Annotated in this window: 22 protein-coding genes and 3 pseudogenes; 15 read left to right on the top strand and 10 right to left on the bottom strand. The window is 44.2% G+C overall.

All coding sequences use genetic code 11. The annotated features are described in order from the left end of the window. Window positions 1-20: 20 nt before the first annotated feature. Window positions 21-503 (bottom strand): hypothetical protein, encoded by a 483-nt coding sequence (locus I8748_RS06140; protein ID WP_198123765.1) that lies wholly within the window; start codon window positions 501-503, stop codon window positions 21-23. Window positions 504-926: 423 nt separating this feature from the next. Between I8748_RS06140 and I8748_RS06135 the strand changes: the two genes are divergently transcribed. Beyond that, window positions 927-1,100 carry a hypothetical protein gene (locus I8748_RS06135; RefSeq protein WP_198123764.1) on the top strand — a complete coding sequence of 58 codons (174 nt, stop codon included), beginning with the start codon at window positions 927-929 and terminating at the stop codon, window positions 1,098-1,100. A 221-nt stretch (window positions 1,101-1,321) separates the two neighbouring features. Here the strand turns inward: I8748_RS06135 and I8748_RS06130 are convergent, their stop codons facing one another. Next, window positions 1,322-1,774: a cupin domain-containing protein gene (locus I8748_RS06130; protein ID WP_198123763.1), complete on the bottom strand. Its 453-nt coding sequence runs from the start codon at window positions 1,772-1,774 to the stop codon at window positions 1,322-1,324. Between the two features lie 206 nt (window positions 1,775-1,980). Here I8748_RS06130 and I8748_RS06125 point away from each other — a divergent pair, with 206 nt between their 5' ends. The 4 genes from I8748_RS06125 (at window position 1,981) to I8748_RS06110 (ending at window position 4,761) form a co-directional block, all read left to right on the top strand. Continuing rightward, on the top strand, window positions 1,981-3,519 hold the full coding sequence (locus I8748_RS06125) for an ATP-binding response regulator (RefSeq protein ID WP_198123762.1): 1,539 nt from the start codon (window positions 1,981-1,983) through the stop codon (window positions 3,517-3,519). A 289-nt stretch (window positions 3,520-3,808) separates the two neighbouring features. Continuing rightward, a complete protein-coding gene (locus I8748_RS06120) occupies window positions 3,809-4,180 on the top strand; it encodes a response regulator (protein WP_198123761.1) in 372 nt (123 codons plus the stop codon). A 67-nt stretch (window positions 4,181-4,247) separates the two neighbouring features. Continuing rightward, on the top strand, window positions 4,248-4,586 hold the full coding sequence (locus I8748_RS06115; RefSeq protein WP_318781195.1) for a hypothetical protein: 339 nt from the start codon (window positions 4,248-4,250) through the stop codon (window positions 4,584-4,586). Further along, window positions 4,552-4,761 (top strand): hypothetical protein, encoded by a 210-nt coding sequence (locus I8748_RS06110; protein WP_198123760.1) that lies wholly within the window; start codon window positions 4,552-4,554, stop codon window positions 4,759-4,761. The genes I8748_RS06115 and I8748_RS06110 overlap by 35 nt, the downstream gene beginning before the upstream one ends. 305 nt (window positions 4,762-5,066) lie before the next feature. Here I8748_RS06110 and I8748_RS06105 read toward each other — a convergent pair whose 3' ends face one another. Beyond that, window positions 5,067-5,426 carry a hypothetical protein gene (locus I8748_RS06105; RefSeq protein ID WP_225896326.1) on the bottom strand — a complete coding sequence of 120 codons (360 nt, stop codon included), beginning with the start codon at window positions 5,424-5,426 and terminating at the stop codon, window positions 5,067-5,069. A 382-nt stretch (window positions 5,427-5,808) separates the two neighbouring features. Between I8748_RS06105 and I8748_RS06100 the strand changes: the two genes are divergently transcribed. The 6 genes and pseudogenes from I8748_RS06100 (at window position 5,809) to zwf (ending at window position 11,098) form a co-directional block, all read left to right on the top strand. Beyond that, window positions 5,809-6,708, top strand: a complete 900-nt coding sequence (locus tag I8748_RS06100) for a hypothetical protein (RefSeq protein WP_198123759.1) — start codon at window positions 5,809-5,811, stop codon at window positions 6,706-6,708. 408 nt (window positions 6,709-7,116) lie between these two features. Beyond that, complete coding sequence (locus I8748_RS06095) at window positions 7,117-7,302, top strand: hypothetical protein (RefSeq protein WP_198123758.1); 186 nt, start codon at window positions 7,117-7,119, stop codon at window positions 7,300-7,302. Window positions 7,303-7,413: 111 nt separating this feature from the next. Then, window positions 7,414-7,817, top strand: a pseudogene (locus tag I8748_RS36240) (hypothetical protein); the annotation flags it as partial. Window positions 7,818-8,127: 310 nt separating this feature from the next. Continuing rightward, complete coding sequence (locus I8748_RS06080; protein ID WP_198123757.1) at window positions 8,128-8,619, top strand: hypothetical protein; 492 nt, start codon at window positions 8,128-8,130, stop codon at window positions 8,617-8,619. Continuing rightward, the gene (gnd, locus tag I8748_RS06075) at window positions 8,592-9,647 is read left to right on the top strand and encodes a phosphogluconate dehydrogenase (NAD(+)-dependent, decarboxylating) (protein WP_225896325.1); all 1,056 of its coding nucleotides are present in this window, start codon (window positions 8,592-8,594) and stop codon (window positions 9,645-9,647) included. Before I8748_RS06080 ends, gnd begins: the two co-directional genes overlap by 28 nt. 74 nt (window positions 9,648-9,721) lie before the next feature. Continuing rightward, window positions 9,722-11,098, top strand: a complete 1,377-nt coding sequence (gene zwf, locus I8748_RS06070; RefSeq protein ID WP_198123756.1) for a glucose-6-phosphate dehydrogenase — start codon at window positions 9,722-9,724, stop codon at window positions 11,096-11,098. 268 nt (window positions 11,099-11,366) lie between these two features. Here zwf and I8748_RS06065 read toward each other — a convergent pair whose 3' ends face one another. Next, window positions 11,367-12,272 (bottom strand): hypothetical protein, encoded by a 906-nt coding sequence (locus tag I8748_RS06065; RefSeq protein WP_198123755.1) that lies wholly within the window; start codon window positions 12,270-12,272, stop codon window positions 11,367-11,369. A gap of 244 nt (window positions 12,273-12,516) precedes the next feature. Between I8748_RS06065 and I8748_RS06060 the strand changes: the two genes are divergently transcribed. Together I8748_RS06060 and I8748_RS36235 are read left to right on the top strand one after the other, a co-directional pair. Continuing rightward, a complete protein-coding gene (locus I8748_RS06060; RefSeq protein WP_198123754.1) occupies window positions 12,517-12,819 on the top strand; it encodes a transposase family protein in 303 nt (100 codons plus the stop codon). Between the two features lie 98 nt (window positions 12,820-12,917). After that, on the top strand, window positions 12,918-13,283 hold the full coding sequence (locus I8748_RS36235) for a transposase (RefSeq protein WP_404800277.1): 366 nt from the start codon (window positions 12,918-12,920) through the stop codon (window positions 13,281-13,283). A 79-nt stretch (window positions 13,284-13,362) separates the two neighbouring features. On the opposite strand, the gene I8748_RS06050 is transcribed toward I8748_RS36235, so the two are convergent. The 6 genes and pseudogenes from I8748_RS06050 to I8748_RS06030 all read right to left on the bottom strand — a co-directional run bounded on the left by I8748_RS06050 (window position 13,363) and on the right by I8748_RS06030 (window position 18,765). Next, a complete protein-coding gene (locus I8748_RS06050) occupies window positions 13,363-13,746 on the bottom strand; it encodes a response regulator (RefSeq protein WP_198123752.1) in 384 nt (127 codons plus the stop codon). A 434-nt stretch (window positions 13,747-14,180) separates the two neighbouring features. After that, window positions 14,181-16,445: a response regulator gene (locus I8748_RS06045; RefSeq protein WP_198123751.1), complete on the bottom strand. Its 2,265-nt coding sequence runs from the start codon at window positions 16,443-16,445 to the stop codon at window positions 14,181-14,183. A 174-nt stretch (window positions 16,446-16,619) separates the two neighbouring features. Next, window positions 16,620-17,132, bottom strand: a complete 513-nt coding sequence (fldA, locus tag I8748_RS06040) for a flavodoxin FldA (RefSeq protein WP_198123750.1) — start codon at window positions 17,130-17,132, stop codon at window positions 16,620-16,622. A 477-nt stretch (window positions 17,133-17,609) separates the two neighbouring features. Then, window positions 17,610-17,717 (bottom strand): annotated as a pseudogene (locus I8748_RS36430) (IS982 family transposase); the annotation flags it as partial. A 17-nt stretch (window positions 17,718-17,734) separates the two neighbouring features. After that, window positions 17,735-17,869: pseudogene (locus I8748_RS06035) on the bottom strand (IS701 family transposase); the annotation flags it as partial. A 446-nt stretch (window positions 17,870-18,315) separates the two neighbouring features. Then, on the bottom strand, window positions 18,316-18,765 hold the full coding sequence (locus I8748_RS06030; RefSeq protein WP_016863622.1) for a DUF1931 family protein: 450 nt from the start codon (window positions 18,763-18,765) through the stop codon (window positions 18,316-18,318). Between the two features lie 853 nt (window positions 18,766-19,618). On the opposite strand from I8748_RS06030, the gene groES reads away from it, so the two are divergent. After that, on the top strand, window positions 19,619-19,930 hold the full coding sequence (gene groES, locus I8748_RS06025; protein WP_011316757.1) for a co-chaperone GroES: 312 nt from the start codon (window positions 19,619-19,621) through the stop codon (window positions 19,928-19,930). Window positions 19,931-20,082: 152 nt separating this feature from the next. Then, window positions 20,083-21,720, top strand: coding sequence for a chaperonin GroEL (groL, locus tag I8748_RS06020; RefSeq protein ID WP_198123749.1), 1,638 nt, complete (start codon window positions 20,083-20,085; stop codon window positions 21,718-21,720). The last annotated feature ends 703 nt before the right edge of the window (window positions 21,721-22,423 follow it).

Genomic DNA, 22,423 nt, shown 5'->3' with positions numbered 1-22,423 from the left:
ATCTTTCTTGATAAACTTTATTAATTTGTTGCTAAAACAGGTGATGCCAAAAAATATTTCAAATTTTCTTGCTGAGTGGTAAATTTCAAATATTGAGATGCCATTTCTGGTGTTAGCAGTTCTATCATTAATCTATTTTCCACCCAGAACTCAATCACATCAAAGAAAGAATCGCGGTTACAGCGCACTACACGCCAACCTTCACGAATACCGATTTGTTCAATTTCTTGCTGCTCAATGGGTACAGAAATAGCTGCATGAATATCTGTAAATATAGAGGTAATTGCATGACGCACAAATACGCATTCTTCATCAGCTTTACCAGGTTCAATTTGAGAGCCTAAAGGATAGAGTTCAATGGCTGTACCGTATTCATCAAAAGGTATAACTATATAGCTTCCTGGGTTAGGAGGAAAGGGAACAGCTTGCGCTTTTAAGATTTCGGCCAGAACTTGAGCAACATGGCTGGGGTTTCTAACAGCAATTGAAATATGGTGAATCATGGAATAACCTTGGTTCGATATTTTGTAGATTACGAAACAATGGGGGAGAACTAGGGGAAGTAGAGGAAGCAGAAAAAAGAAAAATCCATAACCCAAGCGTATTGGGTTCTAAATGCTCGTTAGCTTATTGAGGTCGTCCGTAATGAGATCGACCCTGACCATCGGCAGTTTCAAGCACCAGAACTTGCTGTCCGTAGTCGTTCGTCTCAACCGACCACTTGTAAGTCTCAGATTTTGCAGTATTGCGGCTTGAGTAGGTACGCCCAGTGTTGCAGATTTGTCCAGTGGATATGCTCTCAGTGGGCTGGAAAGTAAAGCTTTGAGCCTCAACCTTAACTTTACCTTTTTCCTCAATAAAGAGGTGAGAGGCGCAGTTGTAGGTGTTGATCTGAAGCAGCCTCTTCCGCTGGTAGTTACCGTTAGATGCGAGTTGAAATTCATCGCTTGAACCATTTGGGGCTGCTGGCTGCCCTGTGTAGCTATCTTGGTATTGGACGGACGAGATTCGACCGTACCGCCAGTCGCCCTGGAGTTCAGCAGGCACTACAGTGTCGTTTTGACCTGCCTGACTGGCGCTTGGGCAAAAAACAAGGCTAGCAGTGAGGCCCAAACTCAAGGCATTAGTAGCGAAAAGGTGAGCAAATTTTGGCATGGAATAGACTTGCTTTTTTGTTATTGAGTACATATGACTTTTGTAGAAATAGATTTATTTACCAAAGAAAGCGATTTAAAAGATGAAGACTGTGTGTTTATATATAGCTGTTTCGATTAGAGGCGCACAGTTAGCTAGCTGTGCGCCTCTAATCGAAACGAAAGGTTCACGCCAGAAACTGCAATCCATATTTGTTCAAAACAGGCTGTACTTTTTCCATGTTTAGTGATGAAATATCTGCGATTTGACCCATTTCCTCATAAAAGTTTTTCGCACCTTGAGGTGAAATTAAAACCAGAAATTTAGCAGTAGCAGAACGAACCTTGAAGGCGTGTGGTGTATTGTGAGGAATGTTAACGAAAAAGCCTGGTGATACCAAAATTGTTTCTGTACCAACTTGGATATCTAGTTCACCTTCTAGAATATAAAACGCTTCTTCCCAAGGGTGAGTGTGCAATGGTGGGCCATTTTCCTCTGTATCTGTAACTTCATAAATTGTCCAAGCTTGATTTGTTTGTTCTCCGGTTGCTTTTGTTATGAACTGTGCGCCAAGAATTGAGAATTGATTACCTTCTTCGGGTCTAAGAATAGTTGGTTTACGTATGGTTGAAATTGGCATATAAGTTACTTCCTGTTCTGCTATTGTGAGTGTGTAAACTACCAACTTGATTTGCTGTTTATTAGATTAGAAATTAATCGGGGAGAAGTAGGGGAGATAAATCGGTAATTGATATTTTTTTTTGTGACTGATTATTAAAACATGGAACTAAGGTTAAAATCTCTAGGAAGAATTAGTAGCCTATTCTGGCTAAAGTTGATATTGCCATGCCTAAACAGCCACTCAACTTACCTAAAGCAGACATCTTGGTGATTGATGACACGCCAGAAAACCTGAACCTGTTATCTGCCATGCTGACAGAACAGGGATATAAAGTTCGGAGTGTAACTAAAGGTTCTACAGGGTTACGGGGAGCAAATGCAGTTCCCCCTGACCTGATTTTGCTGGATGTAAATATGCCTGAGATGAATGGTTATGAAGTCTGCCAACACCTGAAGGCAAGCGATCGCACGCGCGATATTCCGGTAATTTTTATCAGCGCTTTGGATGATGTGCTGGATAAGGTGAAAGCGTTTGCAGTTGGTGGGGTGGACTATATCACTAAGCCTTTTCAACTAGAAGAGGTTTTAGCAAGAATTGAAAATCACTTGACGATTTGGAAACTGCAACAACAACTTCAAGCCCAAAATGAGCGGTTGCAGCAGGAAATTCGCGATCGCGCCAAAGCAGAAGAAAAGTTTACTAAAGTTTTTCGCTCTAGTCCTAATCCGATTGCGATCGCCACCATTTCTGAAGCACGCTTTATTGATGTCAATCCTAGTTTCTTAAGAATGAGTGGCTACTCGCTGGAGGAAGTAATTGGACATACTGCTACTGTACTGAATTTGAGTAAAAATACAGTTGCAATTGCTCAGAAAATTCAACTTTTGCCAGAAACTGGGTCACTGTACAATTTAGAATTTGAATTTTCTACTAAGTCTGGAGAACTCAAAACTATACTCATATCTCTCGAATTGATTGACTTAGCTGGAGTGCCATGTGCTTTATTAATTGCTAATGACATCACCGAACGCAAACGCCTAGAAAACGAATTTATCTCTTTAGTCAGTCATGAGTTGCGTACACCTTTAACTTCCACAATGGGAGCATTAGATTTATTAGGTTCAGGACAGTTGGGAACTATGACCGAACAGGGGCAGAAAGTCCTGAGAATTGCCACCACTAATACTGAACGCCTGATTCGTTTAGTGAACGATATTCTCGATTTAGAACGAATAAATTCAGTTAAAATCTTCATGCGTAAGGTTAAGTGCAATGCTGCTGACCTGCTAATTATGGCAACAGAAACAATGCAGGCAATGGCAGATAAATTACAAGTTAAACTAATTGTTCATCCTTTAGCAATTGAACTTTGGGCAGACCCCGATCGCCTCTTGCAAACCCTGACTAATTTATTGAGCAACGCTATTAAGTTTTCTGAACCAGGCGATACCGTGTCGGTAATTGCTACACTCGCAGAATACAAAGATGTTGAGTCTGACAAAAATGAGCCTTCATCACACAACTACCTTCTGATTACTATCCAAGATCAAGGGCGAGGAATTCCTGAAGATAAATTACAACTAATCTTCGAGCGCTTTCAGCAGGTAGATGCGTCCGACTCCCGCAACAAAGGAGGAACAGGTTTAGGGCTGGCTATTTGCCGAAATATTGTCCAGCAACATCACGGTAAAATCTGGGTTGAGAGCGTTTTGGGTGAAGGTAGCACGTTTTATGTATTGTTACCTTTACCAGGTTTGCAATAAACGGCTTCTAACTGCTTAATTTTCCCCTACTTTTCCCGATCTGGCCCTAGAATATCTTAACGGGACTTAAACATTTTTGAGGCAGAAATAAGCCTTAAACCCATGCAGGGCAAGGAAAATACACGCCTTGCTCAAAAGTGCTTGAAACCTAGATATATCAAAAAACTAGGCTTAACGATGTCAAAGTCTCCCTGTATATACGTTTGATGGTTTTTCCTGGCTACTTTTTGTCTAAGTTCCATTCAGAGCATCAAGCAAATCAGCACTTACATTATGCAAGAGTCTCACTATGAAAAAAAATATCTTGATTGTTGATGATGAAGAAGATGTACGGGCGATCGCAAAGTTAGGATTAGAAATGGGTGCTGGCTGGAATGTGTTGACAGCTAGTTCTGGTCAGGAAGCGTTAAAGATAGCTGCTAACCATAAACTAGATGTCATCCTACTAGATATGATGATGCCTAATATGGATGGACGTGAAACTCTGCAACAACTGAAAGCTAACCCCGCCACTAAGAAAATTCCAGTAATTTTATTAACAGCTAAATTCCAGCAATCAGATCGAGAGAGTTTTACTGGTTTGGATGTCGCTGCTATTTTTGCTAAGCCTTTCCGTCCATTGAAACTAGGAGAGCAAATCAGTGAAGTACTCAACATTTAACCAGACTTTTCACGGGATGTGGAAAAGGGAAAATGGTTCGCGGATGTAATACCAAGTCTATGTGAGGGTGCATAGAAGTGTAGAATTTAGTATGAGCTGTCAAACCCGCCATCAAGTTGAACAGCTGACCGAGGCGATTATCAAAATTCAAGATTATCTCAACAACCAACCAAGACGGCAGAAATCGTACAGCAACAATTCATACGTGAACAAGCAAACTCCACGTATTCAACCACTTACCGAAGAAAATTTAGCCAAAAGGCTTGGGGTGAGCGAGGATTCTGTACGCGAACAACGCATCAAACTGCCACCGCCGCTGTTTTTCGCATGGTGTAAGGGCAAGGATACATCGGGTATCGGTTGGCAATTCAATGCAGAAACGGGGTTGTATCATCCGGTTACTTAGGGATGGGGAGTGGGGAGTTGGGGAGTGGGGAATATCGTGCGTTGTTCCCCAGCACACCCAAAGTGCGATCGCAACTGCCCCAGCTCATCATGATGACCAAGCACAAAACATCGCACCTCTGTCCAAAAGCGATCGCATATATATGAATGGCACTAAGTTTAGTTTTATCTGTTGAGGCAAGCTGGGGGAGCTGGGGAAGCGCTCTTGTGCTGGGGGAGACAAAGACATAAATATATTTCCGTAGTGCAAAGTCATAAAAAATACTCTTTTCTCCCCCAGCCTCCCCAGCTGTACAGTGACAAATTAAATGGCGTTGAGACAAATTTGTGTCATCAAATTAAGCTTTACCCACTTGAAGCTTGTAACGATTTGTGTTGATACAGCTTGTAAGTTTCCTGTGCTGTTTTGTCGCTTAAGGCTCTTTGAGTTCAAGCTTCACACCCTTGATGACATTAATTTGGCACAGCGACAAATAAAAAGTCACTGTACATAAGCTAACAAGTCTTCCAAACTCATGTTGAATTTGTATTTGGCGAAATTCAATAATTGTTCTGTGGTGTAACGACAATCTTCAGGACGACCAAAACAGATTTCAAACTGAAGCTTAAAAGCTTTCCAATCGAAATTGTCAGACCCCAGTTGCCGTTGTGATTCGCGTTCGTAAAGGTCACGAATTGAATAGAAAATTGTGTTGTATTCACGCACGTTGAATGATTCAATCTTGAATTGCTCCATTGTTGAATCATCGACTGTAGCAGCTTGAGCTTTAGTAGATTTATTAGCAGCCATATTTGTTTCCTTGATGAGTGTTTCACTTTTAGCTGCGTCATCATTAGTCAAAAAAATAAATCCCACTCTGTATCAGCGAGATTTTCTGTAAAATCAGATTATTTGTGATTATTTTGCTAATAAACGTTCGCGTTGTAGCCAAGTACGTTTGTTGATTTCGAGTAGTTCTTCTAAGCCTTTGTTGAAGTGCTTAATGGAATAGTCAACCATTCCTGTGTTTAAGTTTTAATAAGAATCGGGAGTATCCATCCCCCAATGGCACCAGTCATACAAACGGCTGCTAAAATTGAGAAAACTTCAGTTCGACTCTCTGCTTTAACAAAAGCATTGCTCTTTAAACGTCCTCATTTTTTCCTTAGATTATCTCGCTACAATTCCCACGTTGATCTAGTAATTAGCTCATGCTGCAAGAGGAACCCTAGGGAGTGAGATCATGACTAAACCGATTCAAATTCTGTTACAGACAACAATTCCCACCAATGAAGATGATTGGTATATTGGGCGATTTTCTTTGCTAAAGGACTATTTAGCTTCGTTGAAAAGTGACACTGGGGAACCCCTGTACCAGGTAACAGCAAGGGATCGAGAAAATACTGCTGAAAAAAACGATCCAGTTTTAAGTACGCTGGATAATTCAGATTTTGATGAACTGTGGCTGTTTGCTGTGGATGTAGGGGATGGCATAACTCCAAAGGAGTGTCAGAGCATCAGTGCCTTCCGTCAGCGCGGCGGCGGTTTATTGGTCAGCCGTGACCATCAAGATGTAGGTTGTTCGGTTTGCAATCTTGGTGGTGTCGGCGCAGCCCATTACTTTCACAGTAAGAATCCCGATCCCGATCCCTCGCACCACTACCCTGATGACATCTACACTAAGTATATTTCCTGGCCCAACTTCCATTCTGGGTTAAATGGTGACTACGAGAAAATTACTCCCATAGAACCTATTCATGACTTACTCAAGAATCCTACATCACCTTTTGAGGAGATTGAATTCTTTCCGGCTCATCCCCATGAAGGAGCCGTAGGTGTGCCTGCAAACGAGAAGAATGCACGAGTAATTGCCTTGGGTACAAGCTCAGTCTCCGGTCGGGACTTCAACTTAGTAGTTGCTTTTGAAAGTACCCAGGATGAACAAGGAAATATTTTAGGACGTGCGATCGCTGAATCAAGCTTCCACCATTTCGCCGACTACAATTGGGATGTTGATATGGGCGCACCTAACTTTGTAACCGAACCCCCTGGAAATGGGATGAAGCAAAACCCACAAGCCCTTGAACATATTAAAGCCTATGTGCGAAACTTAGCCCTCTGGCTGGCTCCTACCTCAAGTTAAAGGAAAGTCTCCCATCCTTAAAAACTATGAGTAAACAGCCTTTATCAAACCTTTTTCGATATGTCTTAATTACGAATTACGTTAGCGTAGCGGTAGCGAGTCCGCGAGCGTCGTTACGAATTATAAATTAGTATCACTTCCTGCCTGAGGTCATCCTGCAATCCATCCGGTGGTATTGTCTCTATGCCTTCAGTTATCGAGAACTGGAAGAGATGATGCGAGAGACAATAATAGGCTTGGCTCTAGTTACGATTGGTGTAGTCATCTCTTGCCGGGGCTTGAAAACTATCTCTGACGATGCGTGGCGCGTTTTAGTAGTAGTCATCGGGCTGGTCTGCATCATTTTGGGAGTTGCTATCAGTCATTGGATTGTCAAACTGTTGCTCTTCATACTTTTGCTGATGCTAAATGTTGATCCAAACGAAAGTTGATCAACATTTAGCATCAGCACAGCGCCTCGCTTTTCGGCTTCAGGTGAAAGGTGGAGGAATCGAACCCCTACAGTTGCCTATACCCTGGTTTTCAAGACCAGTTGCCGACCATTTAGCGGCATCTTCCATTAAACTTTGTCTGGTGAGACTTGTAGACGCATGAAGGGCGGCTTCTTGAAATCGCTTTGCCGCATTGAGCCAGTCAGCTTAACCCTGTTGTGTCACTATCGCGGTAGTATAAAGATGTACAAAGCCCAGAACGAAGACACAGAACAGAGAAGTTGGGAATTTTTACGGTTTAAGAACCTGGGTGGAATATGGCTTAAAGCAAAGTAAAAATGAATTAGGTTGGGCAGATTATCGTTTTACTCGCTATGAAGATATTGAACGATGGTGAGCCAGCGCGTTGCGGGGGCTCCCACGGCAGTCCGTTCAAGTCGGGAAACCCGCCCACACGGCTGCCTCCCCGTTGTAGCGACTGGCGAACCCGAAGGGTGGGAGATTGTATGTAGTGCCTACCTGATGGTTAGTCTTCATTCAGAACAAATGCGTCCTTCTCCCCCAGAACCTCAATCAGAGTTCGCTTATCATCCTGGGTGGGATAATGGTAAAGGTTGGAAGAATATTCTCAATATTTCCTTGTTCCACAGCAAACAGCCACAGTTCATCAAAATCTGAATTATCCAGCGTACTTAAAACTGGATCGTTTTTTTCAGCAGTATTTTCTCGATCCCTTGCTGTTACCTGGGAATTGTAGCGAGATAATCTAAGCAAAAAATGAGGACGTTTAAAGAGCAATGCTTTTGTGAAAGCAGAGATAAGTGTTTCTAAAGGTAATTTAGTATCAGTATCTGCTCAGATTTTCCTTAGATTTGCCAACTAACGTTAGGGCAGATTCGTTAAGAAGATAAGGAAATGGGAAAAATTGGACAAATCCTAGATTCAGGCTTGGTTAACTGATTCGTCTTTGTAGAGAGGTATAAGACCTATGGTTAACAAAATTGTAACTACATTTGAACAAGACTATAACCGACCAGAATCAAAAGAATTTTATTGGAAACATTTTCTCTATAGTCTAGTTTGGCTGACGGTGCTAATGCTGGGATATGGAGGATTGGGATGGACTCTCTGGCTCAATCGCCATTTCTCGACGATTGCAATACCGATGTTCATTTTGGCAATTGCCGCAGTCCGTGCCTGCATACTCACTGGCTTTCCCGTCTGGGCGGGATTGTTATCTCTCACATTCGGTTCTGCATGGATTCTAACTGGAGCATCGATATCAAGCGGATTATTGGGCTGGGCAATAGCGATCGCTCTATTCTGGATTGGCATTTTTACCCTGGATATGGCATTAGACCAGTCCGTCGAACATTTGTTGCTAATAGAGTTTAACCGAACTGAAGTTTTTTCAATTCTAACAGCCGTCTGCGCTACTGGCGCTATTGCGGGATGGATACTCCCAATTTTTCTCACTTGAATACAGGGCATGTTATGGAACTGGGAATGATAGGACTAGGACGAATGGGAGCTAACATGGCACACCGTCTAACCCAGGCTGGACATACCGTCATTGGCTACACTCGTCAGCCACAAAAAGCAGAGGTGCTGGTTCAGGAAGGAGCGATCGCCCGTGGTGTAACATCATTCGTTGAACTCATCGAAGCACTCACGCCACCCCGCACCGTCTGGCTGATGCTACCCGCCGCGACAGTAGATGCTACCCTACACACTCTCATGCCGTTTCTAGACGCTGACGACATTATCATTGATGGTGGCAATTCTCACTACATTGATGACATTCGTCGTGCAGATCAATTAAAAGTCAAAGGAATTGAATACATTGATTGTGGAACTAGCGGTGGCATTTGGGGGGCAGAACGCGGCTACTGTCTCATGATTGGTGGTGCATTGGCGGTGATAAAATATCTTGACCCCATCTTTGCAGCGCTGGCTCCTGGTGTATCAGCTGCACCGCGCACCCCTGGTCGTGAGTTAATAGGGGGAACAGCTGAACAGGGCTATTTGCATTGTGGCTCTCACGGTGCAGGGCACTTTGTCAAAATGGTTCACAACGGCATTGAATACGGCATCATGGCAGCTTATGCCGAAGGGTTGAACATTCTTCACCATGCTAATATTGGGAAACAATTGCATCAAGTCGATGCAGAAACGGCTCCCTTGCGAAATCCGGAATTCTACCAATACGACTTTAATCTCGCAGATATAGCAGAGGTGTGGCGCAGGGGGAGCGTGATTAGTTCTTGGTTACTTGATTTAATCGCGATCGCCCTTCTCAAAGACCCCGACTTAGCCAACTTCGAGGGGCGCGTATCTGACTCTGGAGAAGGTCGATGGACACTAATGGCAGCCATTGAAGAAGGAGTTCCAACTCCCGTCCTTAGTACAGCCCTCTACACACGATTTAGCTCTCGCGGTCAATCAGACTTTGCCAATAAACTCATCTCTGCGTTGCGCTACGAGTTCGGTGGGCATCTGGAACGATGACGCGGGGATTTTAATCAGCTTTCTTCCCCTCTGCTCCCCTGCTTCCCCTCTTTGCGTCGATATGGAGGTTAATCATGGCAGCTTTACTCTCCGATGCCCTGGTATTTTTTGGGATCACAAGTGATTTAGCCTACAAAAAAATCTTTCCTGCCTTACAGGCGATGATTCAGCGCGGTCATTTTGACATTCCAATTATTGGAGTGGGTAGGCGAGATTGGAGCATCGAACAATTACAATCTTATGTGCGTAAGAGCCTGGAGGAACAGAAGAGCGTTGATGAGGCAGCTTTCCAGAAACTGTGTTCATTACTTTACTATATTTTTGGTGATTATAGCGATCGCGCCACCTATGATAAATTATGCCAGGTACTCCAAATAGCTGAAGCTCCTCTGTATTACTTAGCCATTCCTCCCAGTTTGTTTGCGACGGTTGTCGAAGGGTTAGGTCAATCAAGTTGTGTAAAGAATGGTCGCGTTATGGTAGAAAAACCCTTTGGACGCGATCTAGAATCGGCTAGAATGCTGAACTGCATTCTGCACTCTATCTTTCCCGAAAGTCATATTTTTCGGATTGACCATTACTTGGGAAAAGAACCAGTCCAAAACCTTCTCTACACTCGCTTCGCCAATTCATTACTCGAACCGATTTGGCATCGCGTCAGTATTGCCAGCATCCAAATCACGATGGCTGAAAAATTTGGCATCGATGGACGGGGACAGTTTTATGAAGAGACAGGCGCTATTCGGGATGTGGTGCAAAATCATCTACTTCAGGTGACGGCGTGTTTAATGATGGATCCGCCCATCAACGAGCAGCATGAAGCCATCCGAGATGAAAGAGCGCGATTGCTCAAATCCATAGATCCAATCGAACCCTCAAATGTAGTGCGCGGGCAGTACAAGGGCTATCGCCAGGAATCTGGTGTAGCTCCTGATTCCAAAGTCGAAACCTTCGCGGCGGTTAAGCTCAACATTGATACTTGGCGCTGGGCTAGCGTTCCGATTTACATTCGTGCAGGCAAATGTTTACCGAGTACAACTACTGAAGTTGTGGTCAGGCTCAAGCGTCCGCCGCAGGATGTTTTTGGCGAGCGTGCCTTTGGATTAGCAAATTATTTTTACTTTCGTCTTAGTCCAAATGTGCTGACTGCGATCGGCATTCGCTCTAAAACCCCAGGCGACGGAATGGTGGGTAGCGAAGTCGGACTAGTCGCTCAAGTCGAGCATGGCAATGAGATGAATCCCTACGAGCGGCTTTTTGAAGATGCCATGAAAGGCGACTCCATGTTGTTTGCTCGCCAAGATGAGGTGGAAGCACAGTGGCAAATTGTCGCTCCTATCCTAGATCAAGCAACCCCTGTTTACGAATACGCACCCCATACCTGGGGGCCTCCTTTGGCGGATCATATGATTCCCCCCGACGGCGGTTGGCATAATCCTAATGAGACGTGATATCTTCCTATACTGTACTCGAAGAGTTGGTATTGGTTTTCAAGTTTACTCCTGGCAAAACTTTTGGTTGGCTTTTTACTTCAATTTCGCAAGAAACAAGATGTTGAATTGCAAGTATACGTGCTTCTATAACCTCTAGAAAGTAGGGTTTTAAAAAATCTTTTGCATATACTTTAAGCCTAATCTTTTCGGAGTATGTTTCCTGCATATATGGCGAGTCGTTGCTATTAGTGAAACCTATCATACTTCTAGAGATATCTTTTATTTTTTATATTTGAAAAATTAGTTTTGGATTTCCAGAACTACTACCGTATTTTGTTAGTAAATTCTCACATTCTAAATAAATTCTTTCAAAAGCTGTCAGAAGAAATTGTTTCCAAGAGAGTTTCTCTCCCGATTTCGAGACAGCATTAGATGATTCATTGATATTTTTATTCTCGAAAACTCTAATAATGGTTTCTATTGCTACTAAATTATAACTTTGGGATGCAGTACAAATACTTTGATTCACCATTTTTTCGGATTCTTCATATCCTAATTCATCTGCAAGAAAGTAATTGAGAAAAACTCCAAGATAGTTGATGCAGTCAATAAACTTATTGCTGACAATAATACTAATTAAATCAACATTTTTGATAGTATTTATATTACCTATGATTTCTATTAAGGCGTAATTAAGAGTTTTTGCTAACTTAGTTCTAATTTCTGACTTTTTAAATTGAGATAAATAATGATAGGTACACATTCGTCTGCCACGAATATCAAATGGCAAGTCTTCGATCTGACCTTGTGAGGTATTCACGACGCAAATTATTTTGTCCCAGCCAAGAGTACTAGCTGCAAAACCTAATTCAATTAATACATTAGGATTAGGTGTTAATCTTTTGGATTTTTTACCTAAAAACTTCGTTATCTTTTCGATTGGAGACAAAGGATTTATTATGGTAGCATCGCATATAAATATATGACTGTTTGATATTTTTTCAAAAATAGATGCAGCAATATCTGGAGATCCAGAGAGATGATCTGTGGCGGTATCTACACGCATTTCAACTCTTATCTCTTCGCTGCCTTTATTAAGCGATTTAATAGCCTTCTCTAAAGCATCTTTGATTAAAGTTCTATTTGAAGATGATGGTGAATCAGACTGCCAGGAATAAAAGATATTGATCATATTACAAACTCAAGTCTTCATTCTACTCGTTCAACAAGCTAATACAATTGCTTACAGTAAGGAGGTCGTCGCAAATAAAGCTAACTGCTGAAGGTCGTCATTTATCATTGGTGATGGTTTCAAGTAAATTTACCTTTCGTAACATAGTTTTGTTTATTTCAACTAACCCCAGGGCTATTTAATTCTAAATGTAGGAAGTATATGGCAAGATGCAGCGCAAATTCTATATTAATGCATCTCTCCCATGTCTCAAATCGCCATTATAGAAGCCTTCGCCGAACTAAAAGATCCTCGTCGTCGTGCTGGACAGCGCCACACTCTTCCACTATGCCTAGCACTATTTACAATGGCTGTCGCGGCTGGAAATAAAGGATTTTTAGCAATTGGAGACTGGATTTCAAGCTACCACGAGCAGTTGATTGACCTTCTTAAACCGACGAAAAATAGGCTGCCTTCTTATAGCACTGTGCGACGTGCTTTATTACACATTAACTACCAACAATATTCCGAATGTCTTGCCATCAAGATTTATTGTCGTGGTTTTTAGCAAACTTATGTAAATAAAGTAACCTTATACTTAAATATACGTTTTAGCGTAGGCGCAGCCCGCCGCAGGCATCGCTCGTTTAAAGTCCGACATCACAAATTCGCGTTGCTCCCGACACATTTGACTGTTACAACACCATTTCACAAGCTGGGGCCAAAGCGGTAATTCCACCGCGCAGTAACGCAAAAATTCAACAACGCACAAACAGCAACACGAAGCCTCATCCTAAAGATGAAAATCTGCTGCGGGTGAACCAAGTCGGATGTAAACAATGGAAACAAGAAAGTGGGTATCATCGACGTTCATTATCCGAGACAGCTATGTTTCAACTCAAAATTATTTTTGGCGGTAAGCTAAGACGGCGCTTTTTTGACAATCAAGCTGTTAAGTTATTTCTGCAATGTGCTGCACTTAATCGCATGATTCAATTAGGCAAACCAGATAGCTACAAAGTGGAAAAATAATCATTAACTCTGCTAATAGATGGTGTGTCTTTTTTCTGTTTCATGCAACAAAGCCTAAAAAAGGCATTGCACTCTAACCTCACCACCCCAGTTGCTCAATAATCTGCTCGCCAAGCTGCAAGACATTGAACGGCTTCAGGATCACTCCAGCAAATTCAGAGGGGTCAAATCCCAGCGAATCGTCTGACGGGTCTGTGGCGGTAAACAAGATAACCGGAATCGACTGCGTAGTCGGATTAGTTTTCAAAGATTGCAGCATAGTCAGTCTATCTTCACCATACAGGCTCAGATCGAGCAAAATCACGTCTGGTTGCTGCGTTTCTGCCTGCATCAGTCCTGCCTGTGCAGACTCAGCTGTGAGGATTTTCCAGCTTTTGAGGCGTTCTAGCGTGAACTTGACAATGCTGCACAGGTCAGGTTCGTCGTCAATCACCAGGATGCATCGATTTATATAAGAGGACATAATACCAATTCGTTATTCGTAATGAAGGGGCGTTAGATTTAATCTGGTTTCATGCGATCCAACTTCTCTCTAAATTGATTGATGGAAAATAACAAAGTACGTTCGCGTAGCATTGGCGCTAGCATCATTATTTGAATCAATCCCTTGAGAGCTAATTTGTAAACTAAAGTAAACTACTTGTCTAGTAAGGGTTTTAGGCATTTAAGTTAATAAAGCGCTTATTTGCTGAAACTCAGACCTAGTAATGAGTTAAGTACCCTTAAGATTTTCTTTACGAATCAGATCTAAGGGATGAAGTATCAATTACTAATTAGGAATTTCCAAGAAATAAATTATCCAATTTATTCATAATTCTATTTTTCTTACTCCCCCTGCTCCTCTGATAACACAGTGATTGGTTATTTTTTTATTTGGAAGTCCCTTATTTTAAATCCCTACCAGGAATTGAAATTTAAAATTCGCTGAATCAAATCGGCTTCTACGATTGGTTTTAAGATATAGTCATCTGCCCCCGCTGTTAGGGCCCGGTACAGGGTATCAGCATCGGCATGAGCCGATAACAACAACACAGGTAGCCGACTCCAACGCGGATCGCTCTTGACTACCTGGCATAGTTCAATGCCGCTAAACCCAGGCATAGCGACATCCAGCAATAGCAGATCGGGAGTGGTGGCTTCCAAGTATTGCCAAAACTGCCTTGAATCTGCCAAGGTTGTGACCTGAAAGCCCCACGGTTGCAGTTGGGCTTCTAACATGGACAACAATGCCGGATCGTCATCCACAATCAGCAGTCTGGCATTGATAGTGTCAATCCGGTGGAGGAGTTGGCTGACGGCTTGAAACACTTCGGTAGGCGTGGCAGGCTTTTGCAAAAAGGCGTTGGCTCCTAAACGGGTGACTTCCACGCGCTTGGTTAAATCGCCAAGTCCTGTCAGCACCAGCACAGGAATAGTGGGAAATTGGTGCTTCAACTGTGCCAGTAGGATCAAGCCGCTTTCGGTGGTATTGGGAAAGGTAAGATCCAATATGATGGCATCGGGCGTGAGGTACTGAAGGCGTTGGCGGGCGAGGGTAAGGTCAGTGACGGCTTCCAGGTGAATGCTCCAGTTTGAGGCATTTGCCTGCATTCGCTCAATCAAGTCAGTATCATCATCAATCAACAAAACCACGCGATCGCTAGACTTCAGTACTGGAGTGGGCGCTGTTGTAGCAAAAGTAGGTAACTGCTGGATAACTTGCCTCAGTTGCCCAAGCAGCGATTTTAGTTGAACCGCTTCCTCTGATTGGACAGCAGCCGTTGGTGTTTTCAAGGTGCGTTCGATCTGGCGGGCAAGTTCTGCTGCTTGCGGCATACCAAATGCCCCCAAAGAGCCAATCAGCCGATGGGCGATGGTCTGGGCGAACTGCCGTCCGTCAGGGGTGAGATTATTAGTAGAGAGGTGGGCGATCGCCTCCTCCAGCTTTGCTAGTTGGCCCTGCAATCGCTCCTGAGAATCCTGCCACATCTGCCCAATTGCCGCCACTGCCTCCGCCTCTGCATCATATCGATTTGCATTCAGCAGGTAGGATGAGGAAAACGCAGAGATGGGGAGATGCGGTGAACCAGCACCTTGGACTGAGCCGCTTTGCGGTGAAGAAGTCGGAGTCTTGGATGCGGCATTCTCCACTTGGGGAGCCACCCCTGTGGTGAGGCAGTCCGATCTTGGGGGTTTCCCCCAGGAGGAACTGCCGAAAGGGTTTCCCGACTTGAGGGGAGTGGCGTGAGATCCCAAGACCGGAGTGGCTCCGTTTCCCGTCGAGTCCGTTAGCGCAGCGTTAGCGACGTTAGCAGCGTCACTTCCGAACCCAGAAGGCAAAGACTTGTGGCGACTGGTGGCCCCAAAGGGTAACGCGGAGAGCCTATCAAATATATTCCCCGTGTCCCCCGAAGTTCTGATCGGAGGAAGCCTCCGCTCAGACTTCTCTCCTTGTCCCCGTGTCTCCGTATCCCCGTGTCCTTGCTCCGACCCCTGCTCCCGCTCTTCTGGCACAGATTTCAGCCGATACCCCAGCCCATACAATGTTTCAATTGGATCGGAATTCAGCCCAGCCATCTGGAGTTTGCGCCGCAACCCGCGAATTTGAGTTGTTATAGCTTCTTCACCGGGACATTCATCAATCGAACAGATGCGATCAAGCAGAGTCCTTCGGTCAAAAATCCGCCGCGGATGTCGCAAAAATAGCTCCAGCAGTTTGTATTCTTTAGGCGTGAGATGTAAGCCTTTGCCTTGACACATGACTTCGCAATTATTCGGATCGAGCTGCAACTGACCCCAGCAGAGTACTTTGGTTAATACTGTGCTGCCTCGTCGCAGTAATGCCCGAATCCGAGCTAGCAGTTCTGATAGCTCGTAGGGTTTAGTAATATAGTCATCTGCTCCTGCCTCAAAGCCTGCTATTCTATCTGCCGGATCAACCTTCCTTGTGAGCAGCAAAATAGGCTCTTGCTGATTCTGTGTCCTTAGTTGGCGACACAGACGAATTCCATTCTCATCGGGTAGCATGACATCTAGCACGATCAGGTCATACTCTGTTGCCTCAGCTAACTCTAGTGCCGATCGACTATCACTAGCGGTATCAACTGTAAACTGCTGTGCTACCAAAGAAGTGGTGAGAGCAGCCGCCGTATCTTGATCATTCTCAACGATAAGCAGTTTCATAAAACCTATTTTTCAGGCAATTGAGCCAAGTATTTCAAAGGCAACCCGAAGCAAGCAAGTTATGTTTTAGAGAATGGTTTTCAGTAGTTTCTATCGCGCAGTTTCATCTTTGAGACGGGCAAAGAATTCTCAAATTTACCTAATTAGGTAACAAGCATTTTAGTGAATAAAGCTTTACAAACCAAACTCTAGCTTCAATTGTGTAACCCAAGCTTTGATTCTTTCCTCTGTTAAATCGGATTGATTATCTTCATCAAGGGCAAGACCTACAAATTTACCATCACGAACAGCTTTAGACTCGCTGAATTCATAACCTTCTGTAGGCCAATAGCCAACTGTTTCAGCACCATTTTCTGAAATTTTTTCCTCTAGAATACCGAGTGCATCTTGAAATGTATCTGGATAACCAACCTGGTCTCCAGGACCAAAATAAGCAACTTTTTTGCCCGTGAAGTCAATGTTATCTAACTCATCATAAAAATCTTCCCAATCACTTTGCAATTCTCCAACATTCCAAGTAGGACAACCAACAATGATATAGTCGTAGTTATTAAAATCACTTGGTTCAGCTTGTGAAACATCATTTAACGTTACAACACTATCACCACCAAATTCCTTCTGAATTATTTCTGATTCAGTTTGGGTATTGCCTGTTTGAGTACCAAAAAATAAACCAATTTTAGACATTTGTACTCCTTTTATAAATTTTCAAAATTATTTAAATTTACATAGTTATTAATAATTAGTTGTTAGCTATATTGGAATAAAATTTTAAGTGTAATAATTGTAAAAAGCATTGGTAAAGTAAATGTAACTTTTTTATTTTGCGTTATTTCAAAAATATTGAATTGTCTTATGTTTGAAGTGCCTTGTGCTGTAATATATTCTTATATATTTTTCATTATAAATAGGATCTCAAGTTAATGTAACCATTTTTATATTTATATAAATATAAAAATTTTAATCAAGATTACAATTAATTAATCTTAATAACACAAAATAAGTATTAATCTGTAATGCAACTAAGCTTAAATAAATTAACATAAGGCTTCATCTATCCAATGGATTGAAAATAGTTTATGCCTAATGACGTAAATTCATATTGATTTCATTTGGGTATACTCATCTGATTTAGGGTTTTAACTAAACGTGAGTTCGACGGAGCTAAAACAGGGCAGGAGGTAGTGCAGGCAAGTGTTTAGGGTAAATATCAATAGACGGTTTGTTGGGTAAGTAGGTATAAGCAACCAAGCCAGCTACTAAGTTAACTAGCGGGACTTAGACAAAAATTAAGCCCAAATGTAGCCCAAACTGGCTTGATAAGCAGCAAATACGTCACGATTAAGAGTTAGCCAATCAAAAAAGCGAAAAGATATAGCTGTTCGGAAGGCGTTATTAGCTTCAGTAAAACTGTTCAAAGGTTGGCATGGCGGGAGGAGTTCCTAAGAACCAGCGCCGCAAGGGATTGCGAGGCGAGTCGTCAACTTCCAGTTCACAGCAACCGTCATTTGTTGCCAGTGTGGACAGCAACGGGAATGGAAAAAAATCAGCAGCAACAAGTTAGGATGTGCGCTATTCCTCAAAATTTTGTCAACAAACTTAAACTACCGTCCCCACCAGAAATCAAACACAGGACTTACGCAAAAATCGCTACAAAGCTTAATTTATCGAACCGCCAAGACGCCAAGAACGCCGAGAATTCATAGAGCGTGCGTAAGTCCTAAAACAGCTTAACGCTTGCTTTCAATGGCGATCGCAGTTTCCAGGAAGGCATATTTAGGCGCTTAACCATTGTTAATCTTGGTATTTGACAAAAAAGCGGAAGTAGCCCCCGCCTATTTTTCGATGCCGTTCCATCTATTTACTGAGTCTACAGCAGCAAGTCAAAAATGCTGAAGGCGCGCTCCCACTGCATCGTCTGGGGGTTCTTGAGATCGGGATCGATGATCTTGAAGGTGCGGGCAAGTGCCACACTAAGTCCACCCACGATGTCTGGAAGCCGTGCCTCGGTCTCTTTACTGTAGTCCAGGTCGAGCAGTGGCCGCGTCGTCATGTAATCCAGTATGGGCTTTAGCTCAATCTCCTCGTTGATCTCCTTGAAGTTGTGAATTCTCTCCTCCAGTCCCTTTGTAATAGGTACATCAAAAGGTTCGATGATGTCGCGCCCGTTCGCCTTCGCCGTAGCCTGGCCACGAAGGAGAAGATCGTAGGTTTTATGATTGACGAAGTCGCTGTAACGCTTAAGGTCGTTCTTGTCCACGTCTAGACCTGCCACAGTGCGGAAGAAGCGCTCGAACTTAGAAATACTGATTACTGACATGATTTAAATCCTCTTTGAGAACATTAAACAACCTCAGTGTTTAACGGTTGAATTGAGCAGATGCTAATAACCTTGAACTTAGTACTGGCGGCTCTCTTCAGTCCGCTCCAATGAGGTTTTATCAATAAAGGCAGAGGGCAGGAGGTGAAGCAGTCTCAGTCTTGGCGCTTTGCGTCGATTGAGAACTGCTGAACCCGAAGGGCAGAAGGCAGAAGGAAATCTGATTCCTGCCCTCTGCTACGACCGTAGGGAGTAAGGGTTTAAGACCCCCACCAAATTTTCAATTTGGTGAGCCAGCGCTGCAAGAAGGTTTCCTTCTGTAGGCGACTGGCGTTAGCGAAGCGGTAGCGAGTCTTCGAGCGTCACCCGTAGGGTGGCTCTTGTTTAGGAGGGGTCTGAATCCCCTTCTAAACAAAACATAAAAGCCCTCTGCCCTCTGCCTCCTGCCTTCTTCAATTCAATACAGTTCGGTTAATAGTAGCCGCACCCTTTAGCCTATGAGCTAAATCTCACAACCAATCACATTTGCGGTGCTTTGCAACTCAGCCGATATCTGCAACTATCAGTACATCCCACCATCGTACTCAATTAAGCTGAACCTCAACAGAAATTTTTGCACGCCCGGTTTTTGCCATACAACTGTTTTGCAACTTCCATGATTTCCTCAGAAAGTCCTTAGATTTTTTGGTTAAGGTAATAAGCACTGAGCAGTACCAATCAATATTTTTGACAAAAAAGGTAGGAGACATACTGCGGGGTACAGAAGAAAGATGACAAAAACTTTAGTTGTGGGTTTAAAGCCCACTCACTAATGTACCTACTGCCTCCTGCCTTCTCAACAGGAGAATAGCCTATGGCAGCCGTATCGTTGAGTATTTCGACAGTAAAACCATTGGGCGATCGCATCTTTATTAAGGTTGCGCAAGCGGAAGAAAAAACTGCTGGGGGAATTTTATTGCCCGACACCGCCAAAGAAAAGCCACAGATTGGAGAAGTGGTGCAAGTCGGCCCGGGGAAGCGTAATGAGGATGGATCTCGTCAGCCAATGGAAGTGAAAATTGGCGAGCGAGTTCTCTATTCCAGATATGCCGGAACCGACATTAAACTCGGTAGCGAAGAATACGTGTTGTTGTCTGAAAAAGATGTCCTGGCGATCGTGGAGTAAGCAGCTTTCAAAGGGACTGAGTATTGGGGAAAAGAGAGCAGGGGGAGCAGGGGGAGATAAAACTCCTAACTCTTGTACAGACGCAATTTATCGCGTCTCTATTCAGCACTACTGAAAACATCCTAATTAAAATTAACAAGGACAACATTTCTATGGCAAAGACAATTCTGTACAAGGACACGGCCCGTTGGACATTGGAAAAAGGCTTTGACGCTCTGACCGAAGCCGTCGCTGTCACCCTCGGTCCCAAAGGGCGGAATATAGTTTTGGAGAAAAAATTTGGCGCTCCTCAAATCGTCAATGATGGAGTAACTATTGCCAAAGAAATTGAACTAGAAGATCCCACTGAGAATACCGGGATTTCCTTGCTACGTCAAGCAGCCTCCAAGACAAATGATGTCGCGGGTGACGGAACCACCACTGCAATTGTGCTGGCTCACACGATGCTTAAAGAAGGGCTACGTAACGTTACGGCTGGTGCCGATCCCCTGACGGTGAAACGGGGGATTGATAAAGCTACGGAATTCGTCATCGAAAAAATTAAAGAACACGCCCGTCCAATTAAAGATTCTAGGGACATTGAGCAGGTTGCAACCATTTCAGCGGGTAATGACCCCGAAGTGGGTCGGATTGTGGCTGAGGCGATGGAAAGAGTGGGCAAAGAGGGTGTAATCTCTCTAGAAGAAGGCAGATCCACAACGACCGAACTGGAAGTCACTGAAGGAATGCGCTTTGATAGAGGCTACATTTCGCCTTACTTTGTGACCGATCCTGAGCGAATGGAGGCAGTACTGGAAGAACCCCACATTTTAATCACCGATCGCAAGATTACAATGGTTCAAGATTTGGTGCCGATTCTGGAGCAAATTGCTCGCACGGGCAAACCCCTACTAATCATTGCGGATGACATTGAAAAAGAAGCTTTGGCAACTTTAGTTGTCAACCATTTGCGCGGTGTGCTGCGAGTTGCGGCGGTGAAGGCTCCCGGCTTTGGCGCTCAACGTAAAGCCATGCTGGAAGACATCGCGGCGCTCACAGGTGGTCAGGTGATTAGCGAAGATACGGGCTTGAAGCTAGAAAATGTCAGGTTAGAAATGCTTGGTAAAGCCCGGCGAGCGATCGTTACCAAAGACGACACAACCATCGTGGCAGAAGGCAACGAAGAAGCTGTCAAAGCTCGCATCGAACAAATTCGTCGCCAAATCCAAGAAGTTGAATCCTCCTACGATAAGGAAAAACTGCAACAACGGCTGGCGAAACTGGCAGGTGGTGTCGCGGTGATTAAGGTCGGTGCTGCCACCGAAACTGAACTCAAAGACCGCAAGCTACGTCTAGAAGATGCAATTAATGCCACCAAAGCCGCAGTTGAAGAAGGAATTGTGCCTGGTGGCGGTACAACAATAGCACACATTGCTCCCCAGCTTGAGGAATGGGCAAAGAGCCAAATGAAGGATGAAGAGTTGACGGGCACTATGATTGTGGCTCGCGCCCTTTATGCTCCACTACGTCGCATTGCTGATAATGCTGGTGCTAATGGTGCGGTGATTATGGAGCGCGTCCGCGAACTGCCCTTTGATGAGGGATACGATGCCGTTGCTAATAAATTTGTGAATATGTTCGAGGCGGGCATTGTCGATCCAGCGAAGGTGACTCGTAGTGCTTTGCAGAATGCTGCATCTATTGGTGGTATGGTGCTGACCACTGAGGGTGTTGTGGTAGAAAAACCTGACAAGCAGGCGAAAGCGCCAGCTGGTGTCGGCCCTGGCCCTGGCGAAGACTTCGATTATTGAGGAGACTGGGTATTGGCGAGCCAGTCGCGTGCAAAGAGAAGTGCGGTCTTTGGGAGACACTGCGTTGCGGTGAGGGGGTCGCAGTCTTGGTGAGTCCACTTGCCGTCTTGGCTTCTGCCGAGATGGCAAAGTGGCGTTAGCGCAGCGTTAGCGAGCTTGCGAGCGTCACCCGAAGGGCGGTTTTTGCCGATTGCGATCCCCCGAACCCGTTCGCTGAAAGCGTTCCCGTTCGCGTAGCGTCTCCCTTTGGGAGAAGGGTAGGGAGGTTCCCTCGTTGAGTGCAAGTGTCGTCTTTGCCCCTTCGGGTGACGCTCCTGCGTCGCTCTAAGCGTTCGCGTAGCGTCTCGTAGAGAAGCTATGCCGTAGGCTTTACGCTACGAAGATCGGAAGTTTCAACTCGACGGGAACCGGAGCCACTCCGGTCTTGGGGTCTCACGCCACTCCCCTCAAGTCGGGAAACCCCTTCGGGTTCGCCAGTTGCCTGCGGAGGGAAACCCTCCCGCAGCACTGGACTCACCGTCCACAGGGGTGGCTCCCCAAGTGGAGGATGTGGCATCCAAGACTTGAACTTCCTCACCAAGTGGAGCAACTTCGGAGGGTTTCCCCCGTTGAGCGAACTGGCGTGACTAAGAAAGTTTAAAGGGAAGTTATTTGTTTTTCCCCTTACAATTTTGCCTTGTCCCAATCCCCAATCATCATAATT

Origin of the sequence: Amazonocrinis nigriterrae CENA67 (assembly GCF_016056305.1) — a bacterium.
GTDB lineage: Bacteria > Cyanobacteriota > Cyanobacteriia > Cyanobacteriales > Nostocaceae > Amazonocrinis > Amazonocrinis nigriterrae.
This window is presented reverse-complemented; position numbering and strand designations above follow the sequence as displayed.

What these genes read in the sequence shown, in the direction of transcription:
- I8748_RS06060 (WP_198123754.1), top strand. Translation starts at nt 12,517, where the DNA reads ATGTCTCAAATCGCCATTATAGAAGCCTTCGCCGAACTAAAAGATCCT.
- groES (WP_011316757.1), top strand. Translation starts at nt 19,619, where the DNA reads ATGGCAGCCGTATCGTTGAGTATTTCGACAGTAAAACCATTGGGCGAT.
- I8748_RS06050 (WP_198123752.1), bottom strand. Translation starts at nt 13,746, where the DNA reads ATGTCCTCTTATATAAATCGATGCATCCTGGTGATTGACGACGAACCT.
- I8748_RS06030 (WP_016863622.1), bottom strand. Translation starts at nt 18,765, where the DNA reads ATGTCAGTAATCAGTATTTCTAAGTTCGAGCGCTTCTTCCGCACTGTG.
- I8748_RS06100 (WP_198123759.1), top strand. Translation starts at nt 5,809, where the DNA reads ATGACTAAACCGATTCAAATTCTGTTACAGACAACAATTCCCACCAAT.
- I8748_RS06135 (WP_198123764.1), top strand. Translation starts at nt 927, where the DNA reads ATGCGAGTTGAAATTCATCGCTTGAACCATTTGGGGCTGCTGGCTGCC.
- I8748_RS06130 (WP_198123763.1), bottom strand. Translation starts at nt 1,774, where the DNA reads ATGCCAATTTCAACCATACGTAAACCAACTATTCTTAGACCCGAAGAA.
- zwf (WP_198123756.1), top strand. Translation starts at nt 9,722, where the DNA reads ATGGCAGCTTTACTCTCCGATGCCCTGGTATTTTTTGGGATCACAAGT.
- groL (WP_198123749.1), top strand. Translation starts at nt 20,083, where the DNA reads ATGGCAAAGACAATTCTGTACAAGGACACGGCCCGTTGGACATTGGAA.
- I8748_RS06140 (WP_198123765.1), bottom strand. Translation starts at nt 503, where the DNA reads ATGATTCACCATATTTCAATTGCTGTTAGAAACCCCAGCCATGTTGCT.
- I8748_RS06065 (WP_198123755.1), bottom strand. Translation starts at nt 12,272, where the DNA reads ATGATCAATATCTTTTATTCCTGGCAGTCTGATTCACCATCATCTTCA.
- gnd (WP_225896325.1), top strand. Translation starts at nt 8,592, where the DNA reads ATGGATACTCCCAATTTTTCTCACTTGAATACAGGGCATGTTATGGAA.
- I8748_RS06045 (WP_198123751.1), bottom strand. Translation starts at nt 16,445, where the DNA reads ATGAAACTGCTTATCGTTGAGAATGATCAAGATACGGCGGCTGCTCTC.
- fldA (WP_198123750.1), bottom strand. Translation starts at nt 17,132, where the DNA reads ATGTCTAAAATTGGTTTATTTTTTGGTACTCAAACAGGCAATACCCAA.
- I8748_RS06120 (WP_198123761.1), top strand. Translation starts at nt 3,809, where the DNA reads ATGAAAAAAAATATCTTGATTGTTGATGATGAAGAAGATGTACGGGCG.
- I8748_RS06110 (WP_198123760.1), top strand. Translation starts at nt 4,552, where the DNA reads ATGCAGAAACGGGGTTGTATCATCCGGTTACTTAGGGATGGGGAGTGG.
- I8748_RS06080 (WP_198123757.1), top strand. Translation starts at nt 8,128, where the DNA reads ATGGTTAACAAAATTGTAACTACATTTGAACAAGACTATAACCGACCA.
- I8748_RS06095 (WP_198123758.1), top strand. Translation starts at nt 7,117, where the DNA reads ATGTTGATCCAAACGAAAGTTGATCAACATTTAGCATCAGCACAGCGC.
- I8748_RS06125 (WP_198123762.1), top strand. Translation starts at nt 1,981, where the DNA reads ATGCCTAAACAGCCACTCAACTTACCTAAAGCAGACATCTTGGTGATT.